This window comes from Sphingomonas azotifigens NBRC 15497 (genome assembly GCF_002091475.1).
GTDB classification, from domain to species: domain Bacteria; phylum Pseudomonadota; class Alphaproteobacteria; order Sphingomonadales; family Sphingomonadaceae; genus Sphingomonas; species Sphingomonas azotifigens.
Map to the genome: position 1 here is coordinate 1 of NZ_BCTR01000008.1, position 15,018 is coordinate 15,018.

A 15,018-nucleotide genomic window follows, 5' to 3' on the forward strand; every position below is an offset into this window, starting at 1 on the left:
GGGGGGGGGGGGGGGGGGGGGGGGGGACTCTCCACCAGCGATCCGGCGCCCGGATCGGCCATGCCCCACCCCAACCCCTCCCCTGAAGGGGAGGGGCTTAAGATAGGCGATCCCCTCGAATCCGATCTCACCGGCTATGCCGGCATGGTCGTCTCCCCCGGCGTGCCACTCAACCGCCACCCGATCGCGCCGCATGCGCGCGCGGCGGGCGTGCCGCTGATCGGTGACATCGAGCTGTTCGCGCAGGCGCGCGCCGATCTGCCGTCGCATCGCGTGGTCGGCATCACCGGCACCAACGGCAAGTCGACCACCACCGCGCTGATCCACCACATCATCGAGACCGCGGGCATCCCGGCCAGGCTTGGCGGCAATATCGGCCTGCCGATCCTGGGGCAGGACCCGCTCCCCGCGGGCGGCGTCTATGTGCTGGAGCTGTCGAGCTACCAGATCGACCTGACCCACAGCCTCGACTGCGACGTCGCGGTGCTGCTCAACATCACGCCCGACCATCTCGACCGCTATGACGGGTTCGAGGGCTATGCCGCGTCCAAGGCGCGGCTGTTCGCGATGCAGTCCAAGGGCCATGCCGCCGTGATCGGCATTGGCGACGCCGCCTCGGTCGCCATCGCCCGGCAATTCGCGCTGTTCGACCGCGCCGAGGACGTGACTAAGATCGCGCCGGGCGTGTGCATGGACCAGTCGCGCTGGCCGGCCCTCCAGGGGCCGCACAACGCACAGAACGCGCTTGCCGCGATCGCCGCCTGCGAGGCGCTCGGCATCGACCGCGCCGTGATCGACCAGGGGCTGGAGACCTTCCCCGGCCTGCCACACCGGATGGAGCGGATCGCGACGCGGAACGGCGTGCTGTTCGTCAACGACAGCAAGGCCACCAACCCGGAATCCACGGCGCCCGCGCTCGCGGCGTTCCCGCGCATCCACTGGATCCTCGGTGGCGTCGCCAAGACCGACAGCCTGGAGGCCTGCCGTCCCGGCTTCGGCCATGTCGTGCGCGCCTATACGATCGGCGAGGCGGGGCCGCTGTTCGCTGGCCTGCTAGAGGGCGAGATGCCCGTCGAGCAGGCCGGCACGCTGGACGCCGCCGTCCGCGCCGCCGCCGCCCATGCTGAGCCAGGCGACGCCGTGCTGCTCTCCCCGGCCTGCGCCTCGTTCGACCAGTTCCGTGACTTCGAGGCACGCGGCGATGCCTTTCGTGCCGCGGTGGAGGCGCTCGGGTGAGCCGCCAGCCGGGAGACGCGGACGAGAACAAGGGCGGCCTACCGCGCATCTCCAACCAGTTGAGCCGCGCCAGCAAGTCCCGCGCGGGCATGTGGTTCTGGGAAGTGGACCGCGTGCTCCTGTTCCTGCCGCTGTTCCTGATCGCGATCGGGCTGGTGGCGGTCGCCGCCGCCTCGCCCGCCACCGCGCGGCGCTATTCGGATGCGGCGCATATCGTGCCGCCGATGTATTATTTCTGGCGGCAGCTGATGTGGGTGTGCATCTGCGTGCCGGTGCTGATCATCGTCTCGATGCTGCCGACCTCGGCGGCGCGGCGGCTGTCGCTGGCCGGCGCGGTGGTGTTCCTCGGCCTGATGATGCTGCTGCCGATCATCGGGCATGAGGTGAACGGCGCCAAGCGCTGGATCAGCCTCGGCATTTCGGACCTGCAGCCGTCCGAATTCCTCAAGCCCATGTTCATCGTCTCGACCGCCTGGATCCTGTCGTTCCGCGCCAAGGATCCCGAACTGCCGGTGATGGTGGTGACCGGCGCGCTGACCGCGCTGATCGCGGTATTGCTGATGCTCCAGCCGGATTTCGGCCAGACCATCCTGTTCTCCACCGTATGGGTGATTCTGCTGATGCTGTCCGGCATCTCGCCCGCCGCGATCGCCGCGCTGGGCGGGGTGGCGATCGGCGGCGTCGTCGCGGCGTACCTGTTCTACGGCACCGCGCGCACCCGCATCGACAATTTCCTGTTCCCGACCAAGGAAGCGGCGCTTGCCGATCGCTATCAGGTCGAGATGGCGCACGATACGCTGAGCGCCGGCGGGTTGTTCGGCGCCGGGCCGGGCAGCGGCCAGATCAAGTTCCGCCTGCCCGAGGCGCACACCGACTATATCTTCTCGGTGATCGGCGAGGAGTTCGGGCTGATCGCCTGCGCGGTGATCGTCCTGCTCTACCTCGCGATCGTCGTCCGCGTGCTGATGAAGCTGCTCGACGAGGAGGATCCGTTCCGCCTTCTCGCGGCTGCCGGGCTCGCCTCGCAGTTCGGCGTGCAGGCGCTGATCAACATGGCGGTGAACACCGGCATCGCGCCATCGAAGGGCATGACGCTGCCGTTCATCAGCTATGGCGGCTCGTCGATGATCGCGCTGTCGATCGGCTATGGGCTGCTGCTCGCTTTCACGCGCCGAAACCCGTATCTGAAGCGGTCTCCCTATACCGGCCGCTGGAGCAAAGCCGCATGACCGAACGCCGTAGTTACGTCCTCGCCGCCGGTGGCACCGGCGGGCACATGGTGCCCGCGGCCGCGCTGGCGGTGGAGCTCGCACGGCGCGGGCATCAGGTGGCGCTGGTCAGCGACGAGCGCGGCGTGCGCTTTCCCGGGCTGTTCGAAGGCGTCGAGACGCATGTGCTGCCCGCCGGGCGGCTGGGCGGCGGGCCGATCGGCTATCTCAAGGCGGCGCGGCAGATGATGGCCGGGCGGGCAATGGCGCGCAAGCTCTACAAGCAGCTGCGCCCCGCCGCGGTGATCGGCTTTGGCGGCTATCCCGCGTTCCCGTCGCTGCTGGCGGCATTCAGCGCGCGCATTCCCACCGTGATCCACGAGCAGAATGCGGTGCTGGGTCGGGTCAACCGGCTGGTCGCGGGGCGGGTAGCGGCGATCGCGACCTCCTATGCGCAGGTCGAGCGGATGAAGCCCGACTGGGAGGTCAAGACCCACCTTACCGGCAATCCGGTGCGCGAAGCGGTGCTGGCACTGCGCGCCAAGCCCTATCCGATGCTCGAGGAAGACGGGTTGTTCCGCGTGCTGGTCACCGGCGGCAGCCAGGGCGCGTCGATCCTCAGCCAGGTGGTGCCCGACGGGCTCGCGCTGCTGCCGGTGCATTTCCGCCGGCGGCTGCAGGTGACCCACCAGGCGCGCATCGAGGACATCGAGATGGTTCGCGCCAAATATCAGGAGCACGAGATCCCCGCCGAGGTCGCGACCTATCTGCCCGACATGCCCGAACGGCTCGCCTGGGCGCATCTGGTGATCGCACGGGCAGGGGCCTCGACCATCGCCGAGCTGACTGCCGCCGGACGTCCTGCGATCCTGGTGCCGCTGCCCAGCGCTACCGACGATCACCAGACGGCGAACGCCCGCGAGATCACCGAGGCGGGCGGCGCGCGGACGATCCCGCAGCGCGCCTTCACCGCGCAGGAACTCGCCAAGCAGATGCAGAAGCTGGGGCTCGACACCAAGGCGCTGGAGAATGCGGCGGCGCGTGCGCGCGGTGTTGGCCGCCCCGATGCGGTGCGCGACCTGGCGGACCTCGTCGAATCGATCCACGCACCCAAGGCCCCGGTGGGCAAGGTGCAGAAGGCAAACAACGGAAGGCCAGCTTTTGCGTAAGGATCTGGGCGCATGAAAGGCGTCGCCACCGACATCGGTACCATTCACTTCGTCGGCATCGGCGGCATCGGCATGTCGGGCATTGCCGAGGTGATGCACAATCTCGGCTACAAGGTGCAGGGCTCGGACGTGGCGGATTCCTATGTCGTGCAGGGTCTGCGCGACCGGGGGATTCCCGTTACGATCGGCCATGCCGCCGAGAATCTGGGCGAGGCGGCGGTGGTGGTGGTCTCCACCGCGATCGTGCGGACCAACCCCGAGGTGGAAGCCGCCTATCAGAACCGCATCCCCGTGGTGCGCCGCGCCGAGATGCTCGCCGAGCTGATGCGGCTCAAGTCCACCATCGCGGTGGCGGGCACCCACGGCAAGACGACGACGACCTCGATGGTCGCCGCGCTGCTCGATGCGGGCGGGGTGGACCCGACCGTGATCAACGGCGGGATCATCAACCAGTACGGCTCCAATGCGAGATTGGGCGACAGCGACTGGATGGTGGTCGAGGCCGATGAGAGCGACGGCAGCTTCCTGCGGCTCGACGGCACCTATGCGATCGTCACCAACATCGATCCCGAGCATCTCGACCATTACGGCTCGTTCGAGAAGGTGAAGGCGGCGTTCGTCGAGTTCGTCGAGAATGTGCCTTTCTACGGCGCGGCGCTGCTGTGCCTCGATCACCCGGAAGTGCAGGCGCTGATCCCGCGCGTTCGTGATCGGCGGATCGTCACCTATGGCTTTGCCGCCAGCGCCGATGTGCGCGGGGTGAACGTGACGCCGCATGCCGGAGGTAACCGCTTCGAGGCGATCATCCGCCACCGCGACGGGACGACGCGTTCGATCGAGAATATCGAGCTGCCGATGCCCGGCCGCCACAATGTCCAGAATGCGCTGGCGGCGATCGGCGTGGCGCTGGAGCTCGGCATTCCCGATGCGACGATCCAGCAGGGCTTCGCCAAGTTCGGCGGGGTCAAGCGGCGCTTCACCAAGGTGGGCGAAGTCGCGGGGGCGGCGATCATCGACGATTACGGGCACCACCCGGTGGAAATCCGCGCGGTGCTGGCGGCGGCGCGCGAGAGCACCCGCGGCAGGGTGATTGCTGTGGTACAGCCGCACCGTTATTCGCGGCTGGGCAACCTGATGGACGAGTTCGCGCAGGCGTTCAACGACGCGGACATGGTGTATGTGGCCCCCGTCTATCCGGCGGGCGAGGCGCCGATCGAGGGCGTCCATGCCGATGCGCTGGTCGAGAACGTATCCCGTCGCGGGCACCGGGCGGTGGCTTCGGTAACGGATGCGACGGCGCTGGCGCATGCGCTGGGCGGCGTGGTGCGCGAGGGCGACATGGTGGTGTGCCTGGGCGCGGGCGACATCACTAAATGGGCGGCGGGTCTTGCGCCGGCGATCGCGGCTGCGCGGGGGGATGCGTGAGCTTGGCGGTTCTTCTTAAGCCCCTCCCTTTCAGGGGAGGGGTTGGGGTGGGGGACTCCGCCTTGAGCGGGGGACTCGCCTCGCTGTCATGCCCCACCCCCAACCCCTCCCCTGAAGGGGAGGGGCTATAATGTCGAACTTGCTTCAGGCTCGCGGCAAGCTCACGCCGAACGCCCCGCTTGCACCGCTCGTGTGGTTCAAAAGCGGCGGCGCGGCGGAGTGGTTGTTCGAGCCCGCCGATGCCGACGACCTCGCCGCCTTCCTCGCCGCGCTCGACCCCGCCACCCCGGTGATGGGCCTCGGCCTTGGCTCAAACATGATCGTGCGCGACGGCGGCGTGCCCGGTGTGGTCATCCGTCTCGGCAAGGCCTTCGCCGCGGTCGAGCAGCTCGACGGCACGACCCTGCGCTGCGGCGGCGGGTCCTCGGGCATCCTCGTTTCCTCCAAAGCGCGCGACTGGGGCATCGGCGGTATCGAGTTCCTGCGCTCGATCCCCGGCACCGTCGGCGGGTTCGTGCGGATGAACGGCGGCGCCTATGGCCGCGAGACCTGCGACATCCTGGTCGAATGCGAGGTCGTGCTCCGTTCGGGCGAGCGCCGCGTGCTGGCCAATGCCGATCTCGGCTATACCTATCGCCACAGCAATCTGCCCGAAGGTGCCATCGTAGTCAGCGCCACCTTCCGCGGCGTCCCCAAGCCTTCGGAGGAGATCCAGGCAGAGATGGACCGCATCGCCGCCGCGCGCGAGGAATCGCAGCCGCTGCGCTCGAAGACCGGTGGCTCGACCTTCAAGAACCCGGAGGGCCACAAGGCCTGGGCGCTGGTCGATGCGGCCGGCTGCCGGGGCCTGCGCCGCGGCGACGCGCAGGTCAGCGAGAAGCATTGCAACTTCCTCCTCAACTTAGGGGAAGCGACCAGCGCCGACATCGAGGCGCTGGGCGAGGACGTCCGCGCGCGGGTCAAGGCGCGGTCCGGCGTGGAACTGGAGTGGGAGATTCAGCGCGTGGGAGTGGCGAAGTGAGTTCTTGGGTTGATTACTCTCATTCCTCCCCGGAACGGGGAGGGGGACCGCGCGGCGCCGCCGCGTGGTGGAGGGGCCGCCGCTTCAGCGGCGGTATGGCCTGCACTCGCCGTCTTCCGCACCTTCGGTGCGGCCCCTCCACCATCGCCTTCGGCGATGGTCCCCCTCCCCGTACCGGGGAGGAATGTATGGGAGGCGCCCGGTGGTGAGCCCCCTCCACATCGCCGTGCTGATGGGCGGCTGGTCGGCCGAGCGTGACGTGTCGCTGATGTCGGGCAATGGCGTCGCCGATGCGCTGGAGAGCCTCGGCCACCGCGTTACCCGGATCGACATGGACCGCGGCGTCGCGGCCAAGCTCGCCGAGGCCAAGCCTGACGTCGTGTTCAACGCCCTGCACGGCACGCCGGGCGAGGATGGCAGCGTGCAGGGCATGCTCGACCTGATGGGCATCCGCTATACCCACTCGGGCATGGTCACCTCGGTGATCGCGATCGACAAGCAGCTGACCAAGCAGGCGCTGGTGCCGCACGGCATTCCCATGCCCGGCGGTCGCATGGTGTCACGCGAGGAGCTGTACCGGCAGGACCCGCTGCCGCGGCCCTATGTGTTGAAGCCGGTCAACGAAGGCTCGTCGGTGGGCGTGGCGATCGTCACCGCTGAAAGCAACGTCGGCAACCCGATCCACCCCGATGCCCGCGGGCCCTGGCAGGAGTTCGAGGAATTGCTCGCCGAGCCGTTCATCCGAGGCCGCGAGCTGACCACCGCCGTGCTGGGCGACCAGGCGCTGGGCGTGACCGAGCTCAAGCCCAAGAACGGCTTCTACGACTATGACGCCAAGTACACCGACGGCCTGACCGAACACGTCTTCCCGGCGCAGATCCCGGACGACGTCGCCGAGGCGTGCAAGCGGATCGCGCTCGATGCGCACCGGCTGCTCGGCTGCAAGGGCGCCTCGCGCGCCGATTTCCGCTGGGACGACACGCAGGGCGTCGACGGGCTGTTCCTGCTCGAGGTCAACACCCAGCCCGGCATGACCCCGCTCAGCCTGGTGCCCGAACAGGCGCGCCATCTGGGCATCGACTATGCTAGCCTGGTGCAACGGATCGTCGAGGAGGCATTGTGAGCCGCAGGCCCGCCCAAGCGCAGCGCGCGACCACCCGGCGCGGCGACAAGCCGAAGCCGCGCGGCACCGCGCGCCGGCCGCAGCGGGCGGGCGTGCTCGACCAGGCGATCGCGGGCATCCCGCTGAGCCCCGAGACGCTGCACAAAATCGTGACGTGGAGCATCGTCGGTGCGGTCGGCGCGGTGGTGCTGACCATCGGCGTCCTGGCCGGCGTACCGCAGATGATCGGCGTCGGCGTCGCGCAGGCGGTGGGCGATGCCGGTCTCAAGGTCGACGAGATCCAGATCGACGGTTTGAAGCGGATGGACCGCGCCACCGTCTATGAGCAGGTGCTCGACCAGGATTCGCGCGCGATGCCGCTGGTCAACCTGGAAGACGTGCGGCAGCGGCTGCTCAAATTCCCCTGGGTGAAGGACGCGCGCGTCTCGCGGCGCCTGCCGTCGACGCTGCACATCGCGATCGAGGAGCGGACACCGGCGGCGATCTGGCAGAATCACGGCCAGCTGATGCTGATCGACGCCTCGGGCGTGCCGCTGGAGCCGGTCTCGCCCGAGGCGATGCCGGACCTTCCGCTGCTGATCGGCGAGGGCGCCAACGCCCAGGAGGCGGCGCGCAAGCATCTGCTGGAAACGCAGCCGGGCCTCAAGCCGCTGGTCAAGGCCACGAGCTGGGTAGGCAATCGCCGCTGGGATATCTTCTTCACCTCCGGCGAGAAGCTGCAGCTGCCCGAGGGCGACGACGAGGCGATCGCCGCGCTCAAGAAGTTCGTCGCGATCGACGGCACGCAGCGGCTGCTCGGTCGGGGTTATGTCGGATTTGACATGCGCGACGCAAACAAGTTGGTTGTGCGTCGGCAGGGCGTGATCGAGCCGCCGCCGCCGGTAGCCCCGGTGCCGACGGCAACGCCGCTGCCAGCAACAACGACGACGACGCCGCCGGCGGGCACCGGCAAGGGGGAAGGCTGATGGCGAAGGGTGCACCTGAAGGGCTCGTCACCGCGCTCGACGTGGGATCGTCGAAGGTTTCGGCGCTGATCGCGCAGCGGACCGACGAGGGCAATCTGATCGTGCTCGGCACCGGCCAGCGCGAGAGCCGGGGCGTGAAGCGCGGCTATGTCGCCGACATGCACGCGACCGAGATTGCGATCCGCGAGGCGGTGGAGCAGGCCGAACGCATCGCCGGGTTCAACATCGAGGATGTGTGGGTCAGCTTCTCGGCGGGCGGGCTGGTTTCCAGCGTCGTCAAGGTCGAGGCGGATCTGGGCGGCCACCGCGTCGAGCAGGCCGATATCGACGATCTGCTCAAGGCCGGGCGCGGCGCGATCGACCCGCAGGGACGGATGGTGCTCCACGCGCAGCCGACCCGCTACACGGTGGACGGGCTGGGCGGCGTCAAGCGGCCGCTGGGGCTGCATGCCGATCGGCTCGGCGTCGACGTGCATGTCGTCACCACCGAAGGCTCGCCGGTCCGCAATCTCGATCTGTGCGTGCGTTCGGCGCATCTCGAGGTCCGCTCGATCATCGCCGCACCCGTCGCCACCGGCCTTGCCTGCCTCACCGAGGAAGAGCGCGAGCTGGGCGTCGCGCTGGTCGAGATCGGCGCGGGGGTGACCAACGTCTCGGTGTTCGCGCAGGGCGTGCTGGCCGGCTTGGCCTCGATCCCGATGGGCTCGGCCGACATCACCGACGACATCGCCGCCGCCTTCGGCACCGCGCGCGCCTGGGCCGAGCGTACCAAGTGCTTCCACGGCTCGGCCAACCTCTCTCCGCGCGACAATCGCGAGACGATCGATGTCGTGCCGGCGACGACCGAGGAGGGCGTGGAGGGGCCGCGCATCACCAAGGCGGCGCTCAACACCGTGATCCGCCAGCGGCTCGAGCGGCTGGTCGCCGAAATCCAGAAGGAGCTGAAGAAGCTCAATTTCCAGGAGCCGGTGGGCCGCCAGATCGTCCTGACCGGCGGCGGCGCCGAGCTGGCGGGGATCGCCGACTATGCCCAGCAGGCGCTGGGCAATGCCGTGCGCGTCGGGCGTCCGCGCGGGCTGCTCGCCATGCCCAACGCGCATGCCGGGCCTGCCTTCTCGACGCTGGCGGGACTCACCCAGTTCGCCGCGGCCGATCCGATCGACCTTCGCACGCTGGAGCCGAGCCGCCACCAGATGGTCACGCGGGCGAGCCCGGGCGCGCTGTTCCAGCGATTGATCGCGGCGTTCCGGGCGAATTATTAAGGAAAAGCGTCTGGCGGGGTGTTAGTGGCTAGAGTCATCGCCCCGGTTCGTGCAGAAAAGAATTTCAGGTTGTGCAGCGTCGCCGATGCGCTGCCACAGGAGACCATAGAATGAGTATCGATTTCCTTCCCCCCGACGTGGACGAGCTGACGCCGAAGATCGCGGTGATCGGGGTTGGCGGCGCTGGCGGCAATGCCATCGCCAACATGATCCGCGCCGAGGTGCAGGGCGTCGAGTTCCTGGTCGCCAACACCGATGCGCAGGCGCTGAAGCAGTCGGTCGCGTCGCAGCGGATCCAGCTGGGCGCCAAGATCACGCAGGGCCTGGGCGCCGGCTCGCGGCCCGAGATCGGCCGTGCGGCCGCGGAAGAGACGATCGAGCAGGTCCAGCAGTCGCTCGAAGGCGCGCATATGTGCTTCATCGCCGCCGGCATGGGTGGCGGCACCGGCACCGGTGCGGCGCCGGTGATCGCCAAGGCGGCGCGCGACATGGGCATCCTGACCGTGGGCGTCGTCACCAAGCCGTTCGCCTTCGAAGGCAAGCGCCGCGCGCAATCGGCCGAGGCGGGCATCGAGGAACTGCAGAAGTATGTCGATACGCTGATCGTCATCCCCAACCAGAACCTCTTCCTCATCGCCAATGCGAACACGACCTTCAAGGAAGCGTTCGAGATGGCCGACGAGGTGCTGCAGCAGGGCGTGCGCGGCATCACCGACCTGATGGTGATGCCCGGCCTGATCAACCTCGACTTCGCTGACGTGCGTTCGGTGATGCAGGAGATGGGCAAGGCGATGATGGGCACCGGCGAGGCGGACGGCGACGACCGCGCGCTGATCGCCGCCCAGAAGGCGATCGCCAACCCGCTGCTCGACGGCGTTTCGATGAACGGCGCCAAGGGTGTGATCGTCTCGATCACCGGCGGCGAGGACATGCGCCTGCTCGAGGTCGACGAGGCCGCCAACCATATCCGCGAGCTGGTCGATCCGGACGCGAACATCATCTGGGGCTCGGCGTTCAACCCGGAGCTGGAAGGCCGCATCCGCGTGTCGGTGGTCGCCACCGGCATCGACGCGAATGTCGAGAACCGCCCGGCCGCACCGGCCGAGCAGCCGCGCGTCTTCTCCTTCTCGACTCCGCGCCGCACCACGGCCGCGGCTGCGCCGGAGCCGGTCGCAGCACCTGCGCCGGTCGCCGCTGCGCCGGAGCCGGTGGCGCCGCCGCCGGTCGCCGAGGAAGCGCCTGCGCCGGCCCCCGAGCCGGTCGCCACGGCCCCTGCACCCGAGCCAACGCCGCCGGCGCCGGCTTCGGACGAATTGCTGCTCGGCGTCGACGCGATGGTCCCGGCCCCGGCGCCCACGCCTGCTCCGGCACCGGCCCCCGCGGCAGAGGCCCCTGCTGGCCGCCGTCGCTGGCTGACCGGCGACGATGCCGATAGCCGGCCGCGCCCGAAGACCGGCGGCACGCTGTTCGAGCGGATGGCCTCGGCCTCGCGCGGCGCCAAGGCGACCGAGGAAGAGGACAAGGATCCGCTGGACATCCCGCGGTTCCTGCGTAGCCAGAACAACCAGTAAGGCGCGGGGGTGGCACGGTTCGCCGGGCCACCCCGCCCAGGTCAGCGGCGGTTCAGCGCCGCGCCGCTAGCGGTTATCCCAACATGATCAGCAAGAAACATCTCGGCATCGGCGCGCTGGCGTCGGCGCTGCTCCTGGGTGCGTCGCCGGTGCTCGCGCAGAACGAGATCGTCCAGGCGCACAACCCCGATGCCGACGCGCTCGCCACGCAGATGCGCGTGCTCGCCGAGAACCCGCGTGACGTCGAGGCGCTGCTTGCCGCGGCGCGGCTGAGTACCCGATTGGGCGATCTCTCGGGCGCGCTGGCGCTGCTCCAGCGGGCGGAAAGCATCGAGGCGACCAACCCGCGCATCGCCAGCAACCGCGCCGCCGTGCTGGTGCGGCAGGAGCGGCCGGGCGAGGCGCTGCGGCTTTTCCAGCGGGCCGAGCAGCAGGGCGTGGATGTGCGCGAGTTCGCCGCCGACCGCGGCTTTGCCTATGACCTGCTCGGCCAGCCGCTGCTTGCCCAGCGCGACTACAAGCTGGCCTTGGCGACGCGGCGCGAGGACGAGGTGGTGCGGCGCTATGCGCTGTCGCTCGGCATCAGCGGCAATCGCGCGGAGGCGGAACGCGAGCTCGATGCGCTGCTGCGGGCGCAGGATCGCGCGGCATGGCGGGCGCGCGCCTTCGTCCTGGCGATGAACGGGGACGTGGCGGGCGCCGAGAAGATCGCCGCGACGGTGCTGCCGGGGGCGGCGGGCAAGAATTTGCTGCCGTTCTTCCGGCGGATCGCGACGCTGGGACCGGCGGACCGCGCCTTTGCGGTCCATTTCGGCGAGCTCTCGCCGACACAAGCACGGCTGGCGGATGCCCGGATGGCGCCGTCGCTGCCGGCCTATACCGGCCCGGCGCCGGTGCAGATCGCCCAGGTGCAGCCCGCCACCGCGGTGACTGCACCGCAGCGCGCGGACCCGCGCGGCCGCCGGGCGAGCTCGACATCGCGAACCGTCCCGGTGCAGGTTGCCAAGGCCGACGTGGCGCCGCCCGCCCGTTCGGTCGTGGCCCAGCCGACGCCCGCACCGACACCGGTGCCGATGCCGCAACCCACGCCCGTACAACCGGCACCGCAGCCGCAGCCCCGCCGCGTCGGTGCCGAGGATTCGGCGCTCGCCTCGATCATCGCCCATATCGCGGTGCCGGAGAGCGAGCGCGCCGCGGCGAGTCGTCCGGTCGTGTTGCCGCCGACGGTGGCGCCCGCAGCCCCCAAACCGGTCGTCACCGTACGCCCCAACCCCGAGCCGAAGCGGGCGCCGGTGGTCGAGGAGGAAGACGCCAAGCCCGTAAAGCCCGCCCCGCGGCGCGGCGCCAAGGCCGAGGACTTGGAGCCGGACGCCAAGGCGCCTCGGCCGGGTGCCAAGAAAGGGGATCCGCGCAAGGGCGACGCGGCGGACGAGGCCAAGCCGACCAAGGGCAAGAAGCCAGAGCCGAAAAAGCCCGACCCGAAAAAGACCGAGCCCGAGCGCGTCTGGGTGCAGGTGGCCAGCGGGGCCAACGAGTCCACCGTCGATCGTGCGTGGAAGGGCGTCTCGGCCAAGGCGCCGAAGCTGTTCAAGGCGCATGGCGGCTGGTGGATGCCGTTCAAGGCGACCAACCGCATCGTCACCGGTCCGTTCAAGACCAGCGGCGAGGCGCAGGCCTTCGTCAACAAGCTGGCGGGGGAGGGCGTCTCGGCATTCGTCGTCACCAGCGAAGCGGGGCAGAAGGTCAGCAAGATCGCGCCTTGACCCTTCGCAAGGCCGTCCGGCTGGGCTAGGGCGCGCGGGTGAAACAGCTTTCCTCCTGGGCCTGTATGCCCGGCCAGACGCGCGGGCGCCTCCATCCCGAAGCCGGCGGCGGCGCGCGGGGCCCGCGCGACGCCTTCCAGCGCGACCGCGACCGGATCATCCATTCGATCAGCTTCCGCCGCCTGCGCCACAAGACGCAGGTGTTCCTCGCCCCCGATGGCGACCATTTCCGCGTGCGGCTCACCCATAGCCTCGAGGTGGCGCAGATCGGCCGCGCCATCGCCCGCGCGCTGGGGCTGAACGAGGATCTCACCGAGGCGCTGTGCCTCGCGCATGATATCGGCCATCCGCCGTTCGGCCATGCCGGCGAGGATGCGCTGGAGGCGGCGCTGGCGGGGAAGGGTGGGTTCGACCATAATGGCCACACGCTACGCACGCTGACCCAGCTCGACAGCCCCTATCCCTCGTGGAACGGGCTGAACCTGACCTGGGACACGCTGGAGGGGCTGGCCAAGCACAATGGCCCGATCCACGAACCGCAATGGGCGCTCGCCGCCGCGGATGCCGAGTTCCCGCTCGAGCTCGACAGCTGGCCGTCGCTCGAGGCGCAGGTTGCGGCGATCGCGGACGACATCGCGTATGACAATCACGATATCGATGACGGCCTGCGCGCGGGGCTGCTGACGCTCGACCAGATCATGGCGGTGCCGATGATCGCCGAGGCCTGGCGCGACGTCGAGACGCGCTTCCCCGGCGTCAGCGCCAAGCGGCTGACCGGCGAACTGATCCGCTCGCAGATCGGCGCGATGGTCAATGACTTCATCGCCGAGACTCGGCACCGGATCGCCGACTCGGGCGTCACAACGGCGGCCGAGGTGCGGCAGGCCGGGCGTTGCCTGGCCGGCTTCTCGCCCGACATGCGCGATGCCGAGCGCGGGCTGAAGCGCTTCATGTACGCCAATCTCTATCACCATCCGAGCCAGTTGGCGGCGGCGGCGGCGGCGCGGCAGGTCGTTGCCGGGCTGTTCGCCGGCTATGCGGACGATCCGGCGCGGATGCCGCCCGAATGGCGCGAGGCGCTGCCGGCGGAGGAGCCGGGGCGAAGCCGGCACATCGCCGATTTCATCGCCGGCATGACCGACCGCTACGCCATCGCGCGGTACCGCGAGGTCTGCGGCACGATCGATCTGCCCGAAGGGTTCTGATGTTCGTTCGCCTCCCGCTTGCGGGAGGGGCTAGGGGAGGGCTGCTCCTCCGCAGCGATGCTGCCACGTCAGTCCCTCCCCCGTCCCCTCCCGCAAGCGGAAGGGGTGCCTTTACCTCAGAACGCCGCGCTGACCGAGAACACGACCTGGCTGCCGGCGATGGTCGAGCCATCCTTGGTGCTCGAGAAATTGGGCTGCAGATAGGCGCTGTCGCGCTTGGTGATGCTGGTGTCGACATAGGCGACGCCGAGCACCAGCTTGCCGAGCGCCAGGTCCGCGCCCACCAGCCAGTCGGCATAGCTGCCGGTCGGCGCGACGCTGGTGCCGTTGGGGCCGAGCCCCGGATTGCCGTCCGAATAGCCGAGATGCGCCTTGAGAGTGATCGGCGTCTTCGGTACCGCTGTGCTCACATCGCCCCACAGATAGAGATTGTGTTCCTTGTCGCCCGCCTTGCTCTCGGGTGTGTTGCTCCAGTTGCCGAGCGCCTGCTGCGGCGGTGCATAGGCGACACCGGCCAGCGCCGACACCGGCCCGATGGTGCCGCTCAGCTTGACATAGGGCTCGGCAAAGTCGGTCTTGGAGGCGCCGCCCGGATACATGTACCAGGTGACGCCAACATCGAGCGCTGCGCCCTTGCCGATCGGCAGCTTGTAGCCGCCGACCACGTCCAGCTCCATGTTGGCGCCCCCGAACGTGCCCCAGCCGGACAGGTTCGAGCCCCAGAGCGAGGCGTAGACGCCGCTTTCATGCGCGACGGTGACGCCGCCTTGGACAGCCATCTGCTTGTCGGTCTGCGAGACGCCGCGAAAACGATAGTCGGAAACCAGCGCCACGCTGCCGGTTACCGTCACCGGCTTGGGCGGATCGCTTTCCTGCGCATGCGCGGGCGCGGAAAGGCCGAGCAGGGCTGCGGCGGCAAGACGAATCTTCATGGAACATTCCCTCTCGGAAGCGAGTGAAAGTTCCAGCCTGCGCCGGCGCGGCGACCCGTTCTCAAGGACGGGACTGTCGTTCCGATAGGGCATCTTCGCGCCGCAGCATTGCCGGTTCTTGGCGTAATCGTAAGAAAG

Annotated in this window: 12 protein-coding genes; 11 read left to right on the forward strand and 1 reads right to left on the reverse strand. The window is 69.2% G+C overall.

The genetic code is table 11. The annotated features are described in order from the left end of the window. Window positions 1-60: 60 nt before the first annotated feature. The 11 genes from murD to SAZ01S_RS04330 all read left to right on the forward strand — a co-directional run bounded on the left by murD (window position 61) and on the right by SAZ01S_RS04330 (window position 13,948). Window positions 61-1,236 (forward strand): UDP-N-acetylmuramoyl-L-alanine--D-glutamate ligase, encoded by a 1,176-nt coding sequence (gene murD / locus SAZ01S_RS04280; RefSeq protein ID WP_084580415.1) that lies wholly within the window; start codon window positions 61-63, stop codon window positions 1,234-1,236. Continuing rightward, window positions 1,233-2,465, forward strand: coding sequence for an FtsW/RodA/SpoVE family cell cycle protein (locus tag SAZ01S_RS04285; RefSeq protein ID WP_084580417.1), 1,233 nt, complete (start codon window positions 1,233-1,235; stop codon window positions 2,463-2,465). Before murD ends, SAZ01S_RS04285 begins: the two co-directional genes overlap by 4 nt. Further along, window positions 2,462-3,613 (forward strand): undecaprenyldiphospho-muramoylpentapeptide beta-N-acetylglucosaminyltransferase, encoded by a 1,152-nt coding sequence (gene murG, locus SAZ01S_RS04290; protein WP_084580419.1) that lies wholly within the window; start codon window positions 2,462-2,464, stop codon window positions 3,611-3,613. Before SAZ01S_RS04285 ends, murG begins: the two co-directional genes overlap by 4 nt. 12 nt (window positions 3,614-3,625) lie before the next feature. Then, complete coding sequence (murC, locus tag SAZ01S_RS04295) at window positions 3,626-5,038, forward strand: UDP-N-acetylmuramate--L-alanine ligase (protein ID WP_084580421.1); 1,413 nt, start codon at window positions 3,626-3,628, stop codon at window positions 5,036-5,038. A gap of 130 nt (window positions 5,039-5,168) precedes the next feature. Then, window positions 5,169-6,059: a UDP-N-acetylmuramate dehydrogenase gene (gene murB, locus SAZ01S_RS04300; protein ID WP_084580423.1), complete on the forward strand. Its 891-nt coding sequence runs from the start codon at window positions 5,169-5,171 to the stop codon at window positions 6,057-6,059. 184 nt (window positions 6,060-6,243) lie between these two features. Further along, window positions 6,244-7,182 carry a D-alanine--D-alanine ligase gene (locus tag SAZ01S_RS04305; RefSeq protein WP_084580425.1) on the forward strand — a complete coding sequence of 313 codons (939 nt, stop codon included), beginning with the start codon at window positions 6,244-6,246 and terminating at the stop codon, window positions 7,180-7,182. Further along, entirely contained in the window at window positions 7,179-8,147 is a 969-nt protein-coding gene (locus SAZ01S_RS04310) for a cell division protein FtsQ/DivIB (RefSeq protein ID WP_084580427.1), read from the forward strand. Before SAZ01S_RS04305 ends, SAZ01S_RS04310 begins: the two co-directional genes overlap by 4 nt. Further along, window positions 8,147-9,409 (forward strand): cell division protein FtsA, encoded by a 1,263-nt coding sequence (gene ftsA, locus SAZ01S_RS04315; RefSeq protein WP_084580429.1) that lies wholly within the window; start codon window positions 8,147-8,149, stop codon window positions 9,407-9,409. The genes SAZ01S_RS04310 and ftsA overlap by 1 nt, the downstream gene beginning before the upstream one ends. Before the next feature lie 110 nt (window positions 9,410-9,519). Beyond that, window positions 9,520-10,980: a cell division protein FtsZ gene (ftsZ, locus tag SAZ01S_RS04320; RefSeq protein WP_084580431.1), complete on the forward strand. Its 1,461-nt coding sequence runs from the start codon at window positions 9,520-9,522 to the stop codon at window positions 10,978-10,980. Window positions 10,981-11,063: 83 nt separating this feature from the next. Then, window positions 11,064-12,743 (forward strand): SPOR domain-containing protein, encoded by a 1,680-nt coding sequence (locus SAZ01S_RS04325; RefSeq protein ID WP_084580433.1) that lies wholly within the window; start codon window positions 11,064-11,066, stop codon window positions 12,741-12,743. A 38-nt stretch (window positions 12,744-12,781) separates the two neighbouring features. Further along, window positions 12,782-13,948, forward strand: coding sequence for a deoxyguanosinetriphosphate triphosphohydrolase (locus tag SAZ01S_RS04330; RefSeq protein ID WP_084580435.1), 1,167 nt, complete (start codon window positions 12,782-12,784; stop codon window positions 13,946-13,948). Between the two features lie 116 nt (window positions 13,949-14,064). Here SAZ01S_RS04330 and SAZ01S_RS04335 read toward each other — a convergent pair whose 3' ends face one another. Beyond that, complete coding sequence (locus SAZ01S_RS04335; RefSeq protein WP_084580437.1) at window positions 14,065-14,880, reverse strand: TorF family putative porin; 816 nt, start codon at window positions 14,878-14,880, stop codon at window positions 14,065-14,067. Window positions 14,881-15,018 lie beyond the last annotated feature (138 nt).